This window comes from Anaerobacillus sp. ABR4_321, assembly GCF_056158505.1.
The window spans coordinates 1-6,946 of the sequence record NZ_JBSWTK010000005.1; the positions used below are offsets into that span (position 1 = coordinate 1).

The window sequence follows — 6,946 nt, forward strand, 5'->3', positions numbered from 1 at the left end:
AACGAAAAGTAAAGCAGGCTTGGTCATATTCAGAGACCATTGGAGCTCTTGAACAGAAGGCGTTTTCCGCCTGAAGTGAAAGAGTGAAATGGGCAAGAATATAGCCTGCGGCACTAGACATCGCGAAAAATGTTATTGGAATACGTTGCGAGTGCTATCTAGTTTTCAGGGAATAAAAAAAATTCCTTGATTTTCTTTCAAGCATATAGTAATATATATCTTGTCCTTGGTTAAACACTTTGTGGTGGATCAACCATTGATTAGTCTGGTGATGAAGGCGAAGAGGTCACACCCGTTCCCATGCCGAACACGGAAGTTAAGCTCTTCAGCGCCGATGGTAGTTGGGGGCTCTCCCCCTGCAAGAGTAGGACGTCGCCAGGCTTGTCATTATTCCACAGTAGCTCAGTGGTAGAGCAATCGGCTGTTAACCGATCGGTCGTAGGTTCGAATCCTACCTGTGGAGCCATTTGCTTCCATAGCTCAGCAGGTAGAGCACTTCCATGGTAAGGAAGGGGTCATCGGTTCGAATCCGGTTGGAAGCTCCAAGACAACATGGCCCGTTGGTCAAGCGGTTAAGACACCGCCCTTTCACGGCGGTAACACGGGTTCGAATCCCGTACGGGTCACCATTTTCAAAGAAGCTTACGGGCTTCTCACCCGTAGGGTTCCCCCGCAAGATGCAATCTCAAGAAGATTCGCAGCGGGAGATAGTGGAGGATTAGCTCAGCTGGGAGAGCATCTGCCTTACAAGCAGAGGGTCGGCGGTTCGAGCCCGTCATCCTCCACCATTTATTTTTTTGCCCGGAAGGGCTCAAATAGTAAACTACATAACCATTTGCCGGTCTAGCTCAATTGGTAGAGCAACTGACTTGTAATCAGTAGGTTGGGGGTTCAAGTCCTCTGGCCGGCACCATCTTTTCTATGGAAAAGAGCCATTAGCTCAGTTGGTAGAGCATCTGACTTTTAATCAGAGGGTCGAAGGTTCGAGTCCTTCATGGCTCACCATGTTTTTGCGGGTGTGGCGGAATTGGCAGACGCGCTAGACTTAGGATCTAGTGTCTTACGACGTGGGGGTTCGAGTCCCTTCACCCGCACCAATTGCGGAAGTAGTTCAGTGGTAGAACACCACCTTGCCAAGGTGGGGGTCGCGGGTTCGAATCCCGTCTTCCGCTCCATTTTAATAAAACTTATTTGCGCCCGTAGCTCAATTGGATAGAGCGTCTGACTACGGATCAGAAGGTTAGGGGTTCGACTCCTCTCGGGCGCGCCATTTTTAATAACATAGTCGGGAAGTAGCTCAGCTTGGCAGAGCACTTGGTTTGGGACCAAGGGGTCGCAGGTTCAAATCCTGTCTTCCCGACCACTTATAAAATGGGGCCTTAGCTCAGCTGGGAGAGCGCCTGCCTTGCACGCAGGAGGTCAGCGGTTCGATCCCGCTAGGCTCCACCAAATTTCTTCAAAAAAGTTGTTGACTTCGAACAAGTTAATGTGTTACATTAATAAAGTCGCTGAAAACGACATTGAAAGAAACAAATCGATCTTTGAAAACTGAACGAAACGCCATGCAAGAAATTGTTTCTACGGAAACAACATTGTTTTAAAGCTAGATTGAACTTTTCTATCGGAGAGTTTGATCCTGGCTCAGGACGAACGCTGGCGGCGTGCCTAATACATGCAAGTCGAGCGGAGAAATGGGAGCTTGCTCCCATTTCTCAGCGGCGGACGGGTGAGTAACACGTGGGCAACCTGCCCTACAGACTGGGATAACTCCGGGAAACCGGAGCTAATACCGGGTAATACATAGCATCGCATGATGCAACGTTGAAAGTTGGCCTTTGGCTAACACTGTAGGATGGGCCCGCGGCGCATTAGCTAGTTGGTAAGGTAACGGCTTACCAAGGCCACGATGCGTAGCCGACCTGAGAGGGTGATCGGCCACACTGGGACTGAGACACGGCCCAGACTCCTACGGGAGGCAGCAGTAGGGAATCTTCCGCAATGGACGAAAGTCTGACGGAGCAACGCCGCGTGAGTGACGAAGGCCTTCGGGTCGTAAAGCTCTGTTGTTAGGGAAGAACAAGTACCGTTCGAATAGGGCGGTACCTTGACGGTACCTAACCAGAAAGCCACGGCTAACTACGTGCCAGCAGCCGCGGTAATACGTAGGTGGCAAGCGTTGTCCGGAATTATTGGGCGTAAAGCGCGCGCAGGCGGTCTCTTAAGTCTGATGTGAAAGCCCACGGCTCAACCGTGGAGGGCCATTGGAAACTGGGGGACTTGAGTGCAGAAGAGGAGAGTGGAATTCCACGTGTAGCGGTGAAATGCGTAGATATGTGGAGGAACACCAGTGGCGAAGGCGGCTCTCTGGTCTGTAACTGACGCTGAGGCGCGAAAGCGTGGGGAGCAAACAGGATTAGATACCCTGGTAGTCCACGCCGTAAACGATGAGTGCTAGGTGTTGGGGGGTTCCACCCTCAGTGCTGAAGTTAACACATTAAGCACTCCGCCTGGGGAGTACGACCGCAAGGTTGAAACTCAAAGGAATTGACGGTGGGCGCGCACAAGCAGTGGAGCATGTGGTTTAATTCGAAGCAACGCGGAGGACCCAGGTCTTGACATCCTCTGCCACTCCTAGAGATAGGACGTTCCCCTTAGGGGGACAAGGTGACAGGTGATCTTTGTGGCATCGGTTGTCGTCAGCTCGTGTCGTGAGATGTTGGGTTAAGTCCCGCAACGAGCGCAACCCTTGATCTTCCATTACTGCCAGCATTCAGTTGGGCACTCTAAGGTGACTGCCGGTGACAAACCGGAGGAAGGTGGGGACGACGTCAAATCATCATGCCCCTTATGACCTGGGCTACACACGTGCTACAATGGACGGTACAAAGGGCGAGCACCCGCGAGGTGAAGCGAATCCCATAAAGCCGTTCTCAGTTCGGATTGCAGGCTGCAACTCGCCTGCATGAAGCCGGAATTGCTAGTAATCGCGGATCAGCATGCCGCGGTGAATACGTTCCCGGGCCTTGTACACACCGCCCGTCACACCACGGCAGATGGTTTGTAACACCCGAAGTCGGTGAGGCTAACCTTTTCAGGAGGCAGCCGGCCGACGGTAGGGTCAGACGACTGGGGTGAAGTCGTAACAAGGTAGCCGTATCGGAAGGTGCGGCTGGATCACCTCCTTTCTATGGAGCACTTACGTGGCAGCATTCGGCTGACCAGAGGCCACTACGTCGGCAAATGTTCGACGGCGGTTGCTCATGGGTGGAACGTTGAGTATTCGGCACTGAACAGGTAACTGACTGCTAGTACTGCTTCGGCGTGGCACGTGGTGAGGGATCGGTCGGGTCGGGCACAAGCTGCTGGGCATCCGAAGGTACGGGCTCGTTGAGTCTGGATCTTCGTTTGCCGGCCCCAGTGCACTCACCTGTAAGGGTGGGGTGACGGGTGGCTGGTCGATGTGCATCGATGAACGTTAGCACAGTGGTTCTAGCGAGCATCTGTGGCCAAGCTTCTAAGGGCGCACGGTGGATGCCTTGGCACTAGAAGCCGATGAAGGACGGGACGAACACCGATATGCTTCGGGGAGCAGTAAGTACGCTTTGATCCGGGGATTTCCGAATGGGGAAACCCGGCAGTCCGTCATGGGCTGGTCACCCGCTGCTGAACACATAGGCAGTGTGGAGGGATACGCGGGGAAGTGAAACATCTCAGTACCCGGAGGAAGAGAAAGCAATCGCGATTTCCTGAGTAGCGGCGAGCGAAACGGAAACAGCCCAAACCAGAGGGCTTGCCCTCTGGGGTTGTAGGACGTCTCATTGGAGTTACAAAGGCACAGATAGACAAAGCGACCTGGAAAGGTCCATCAGAGAAGGTAACAATCCTGTAGTCGAAATCCGCTGCCCTCCTGAGACGGATCCTGAGTACGGCGGGACACGTGAAACCATAGGAATGCGGGAAGACCATCTCCCAAGGCTAAATACTCTCTAGTGACCGATAGTGAACCAGTCCGTGAGGGAAAGGTGGAAAAGCCGGAAGGGAAGTGAAAGAGAGAACCTGAAACCGTGTGCCTACAACTAGTTGGAGCCCGTTAATGGGTGACAGCGTGCCTTTTGTAGAATGAACCGGCGAGTTACGATCCCGTGCAAGGTTAAGCCGAGAAGGCGGAGCCGCAGCGAAAGCGAGTCTGAATAGGGCGAAGGAGTACGTGGTCGTAGACCCGAAACCGGGTGATCTACCCATGTCCAGGGTGAAGTTCAGGTAACACTGAATGGAGGCCCGAACCCACGCATGTTGAAAAATGCGGGGATGAGGTGTGGGTAGCGGTGAAATGCCAATCGAACCCGGAGATAGCTGGTTCTCTCCGAAATAGCTTTAGGGCTAGCCTCGCGGCAAGAATCTTGGAGGTAGAGCACTGATTGGACTAGGGGTCCCTACCGGATTACCGAATCCAGTCAAACTCCGAATGCCAACGATTTATCCGCGGGAGTCAGACTGCGAGTGATAAGATCCGTAGTCGAGAGGGAAACAGCCCAGACCACCAGCTAAGGTCCCAAAGTATACGTTAAGTGGAAAAGGATGTGGCGTTGCTTAGACAACCAGGATGTTGGCTTAGAAGCAGCCATCATTTAAAGAGTGCGTAATAGCTCACTGGTCGAGTGACGCTGCGCCGAAAATGTACCGGGGCTAAACGTATCACCGAAGCTGTGGATTGTCTTACGACAATGGTAGGAGAGCGTTCTAAGGGCTGCGAAGTCAGACCGAAAGGACTGGTGGAGCGCTTAGAAGTGAGAATGCCGGTATGAGTAGCGAAAGACAAGTGAGAATCTTGTCCGTCGAAAGCCCAAGGTTTCCTGAGGAAGGCTCGTCCGCTCAGGGTTAGTCGGGACCTAAGCCGAGGCCGAAAGGCGTAGGCGATGGATAACAGGTTGATATTCCTGTACCACCTCCTTTCCGTTTGAACGACGGGGGGACGCAGAAAGATAGGGAGAGCGCGCTGCTGGAAATGCGCGTCCAAGCGATTAGGCTGGTGAATAGGCAAATCCGTTCACCGCGAATGCTGAGTCGTGATGGCGAGGGAATTTAAGTACCGAAGTCCCTGATTCTACACTGCCAAGAAAAGCCTCTAGTGAGGAAAGAGGTGCCCGTACCGCAAACCGACACAGGTAGGCGAGGAGAGAATCCTAAGACGATCGGGAGAACTCTCGTTAAGGAACTCGGCAAAATGACCCCGTAACTTCGGGAGAAGGGGTGCTTCCTCGGGTGAATAGCCCAGGGGAGCCGCAGTGAAAAGATCCAAGCGACTGTTTAGCAAAAACACAGGTCTCTGCCAAGCCGCAAGGCGATGTATAGGGGCTGACACCTGCCCGGTGCTGGAAGGTTAAGAGGAGGGGTTATCCCTTACGGGAGAAGCTCTGAATCGAAGCCCCAGTAAACGGCGGCCGTAACTATAACGGTCCTAAGGTAGCGAAATTCCTTGTCGGGTAAGTTCCGACCCGCACGAAAGGTGCAACGACTTGGATACTGTCTCAACGAGAGACCCGGTGAAATTATAGTACCTGTGAAGATGCAGGTTACCCGCGACAGGACGGAAAGACCCCATGGAGCTTTACTGTAGCCTGATATTGGATTTTGGTACAGCTTGTACAGGATAGGTAGGAGCCATAGAAGCCGGACCGCTAGGTTCGGTGGAGGCGTCGGTGGGATACTACCCTGGCTGTACTGACATTCTAACCCAGCACCGTGATCCGGTGCGGAGACAGTGTCAGGTGGGCAGTTTGACTGGGGCGGTCGCCTCCTAAAGAGTAACGGAGGCGCCCAAAGGTTCCCTCAGAATGGTTGGAAATCATTCGCAGAGTGTAAAGGCACAAGGGAGCTTGACTGCGAGACCTACAAGTCGAGCAGGGACGAAAGTCGGGCTTAGTGATCCGGTGGTTCCGCATGGAAGGGCCATCGCTCAACGGATAAAAGCTACCCTGGGGATAACAGGCTTATCTCCCCCAAGAGTCCACATCGACGGGGAGGTTTGGCACCTCGATGTCGGCTCATCGCATCCTGGGGCTGAAGTAGGTCCCAAGGGTTGGGCTGTTCGCCCATTAAAGCGGTACGCGAGCTGGGTTCAGAACGTCGTGAGACAGTTCGGTCCCTATCCGTCGCGGGCGCAGGAAATTTGAGAGGAGCTGTCCTTAGTACGAGAGGACCGGGATGGACACACCGCTGGTGTACCAGTTGTTCCGCCAGGAGCATAGCTGGGTAGCTACGTGTGGAAGGGATAAGTGCTGAAAGCATCTAAGCATGAAGCCCCCCTCGAGATGAGATTTCCCACAGCGTCAAGCTGGTAAGATCCCTCAGAGATGATGAGGTTGATAGGTTCGGGGTGGAAGCGTGGCGACACGTGGAGCTGACGAATACTAATCGATCGAGGGCTTAACCTAAAAAATTGGAATACGATGTTGCGTGCTATCTAGTTTTCAGGGAATGAAAAGAGGTTCGATTAAGTTCCACCACGTCCTGTGGTGAACATCGAACGACTTACATCCTGTAAGTCTAGTGATGAAGGCGAAGAGGTCACACCCGTTCCCATGCCGAACACGGAAGTTAAGCTCTTCAGCGCCGATGGTAGTTGGGGGCTCTCCCCCTGCAAGAGTAGGACGTCGCTAGGCAAGAGAGAAGTCAGAGCATTGAGCTCTGGCTTTTTTGTATGCTTTTTTGGTTTTTATTGCGAGACCGTAAGGTAAGTACCTTCATTGAGAAGAGAGAAAAGGGCATCTTCGAAAGCTTCGTAGGGGTGGGAGAAGCAAGAAATTCGAGGAAGCAAGTGAGGCTGGACCGGAGTAGATATTCGGAGATCTATGAGGATCCAGCATCGCGCAGCTGACGAAGAAGTTCGCCGCTTATCGCGCCCCGAGGTGCTGTACGTCCTGAAGTAAGTGTGGGTGTTAACCTT

Annotated in this window: 11 tRNA genes and 4 rRNA genes; all 15 read left to right on the plus strand. The window is 53.1% G+C overall.

From position 1 onward, the window contains the following. Positions 1–264: 264 nt before the first annotated feature. The 15 genes from rrf (ACXADT_RS21475) to rrf (ACXADT_RS21545) all read left to right on the plus strand — a co-directional run bounded on the left by rrf (ACXADT_RS21475) (position 265) and on the right by rrf (ACXADT_RS21545) (position 6,662). Positions 265–381 (plus strand): 5S ribosomal RNA (gene rrf / locus ACXADT_RS21475). Positions 382–391: 10 nt separating this feature from the next. Next, a tRNA-Asn gene (locus ACXADT_RS21480) sits at positions 392–466 on the plus strand. 3 nt (positions 467–469) lie between these two features. Continuing rightward, a tRNA-Thr gene (locus ACXADT_RS21485) sits at positions 470–545 on the plus strand. A 9-nt stretch (positions 546–554) separates the two neighbouring features. Then, positions 555–629: transfer RNA gene (locus ACXADT_RS21490), tRNA-Glu, on the plus strand. A gap of 83 nt (positions 630–712) precedes the next feature. Further along, positions 713–788 (plus strand) — tRNA-Val (locus ACXADT_RS21495). A 49-nt stretch (positions 789–837) separates the two neighbouring features. Beyond that, positions 838–913, plus strand: a tRNA-Thr gene (locus ACXADT_RS21500). Positions 914–929: 16 nt separating this feature from the next. Then, positions 930–1,005: transfer RNA gene (locus ACXADT_RS21505), tRNA-Lys, on the plus strand. Positions 1,006–1,012: 7 nt separating this feature from the next. After that, positions 1,013–1,097 (plus strand) — tRNA-Leu (locus ACXADT_RS21510). 3 nt (positions 1,098–1,100) lie between these two features. Further along, positions 1,101–1,175, plus strand: a tRNA-Gly gene (locus ACXADT_RS21515). 18 nt (positions 1,176–1,193) lie between these two features. Beyond that, a tRNA-Arg gene (locus ACXADT_RS21520) sits at positions 1,194–1,270 on the plus strand. A 16-nt stretch (positions 1,271–1,286) separates the two neighbouring features. Beyond that, positions 1,287–1,363 (plus strand) — tRNA-Pro (locus ACXADT_RS21525). A 10-nt stretch (positions 1,364–1,373) separates the two neighbouring features. After that, a tRNA-Ala gene (locus tag ACXADT_RS21530) sits at positions 1,374–1,449 on the plus strand. A gap of 169 nt (positions 1,450–1,618) precedes the next feature. Continuing rightward, a 16S ribosomal RNA gene (locus ACXADT_RS21535) occupies positions 1,619–3,185 on the plus strand. Positions 3,186–3,504: 319 nt separating this feature from the next. After that, positions 3,505–6,434 (plus strand): 23S ribosomal RNA (locus ACXADT_RS21540). A gap of 111 nt (positions 6,435–6,545) precedes the next feature. After that, positions 6,546–6,662 (plus strand): 5S ribosomal RNA (gene rrf, locus ACXADT_RS21545). The 16S, 23S and 5S rRNA genes sit together here with 11 tRNA genes alongside, the layout of an rRNA operon. The last annotated feature ends 284 nt before the right edge of the window (positions 6,663–6,946 follow it).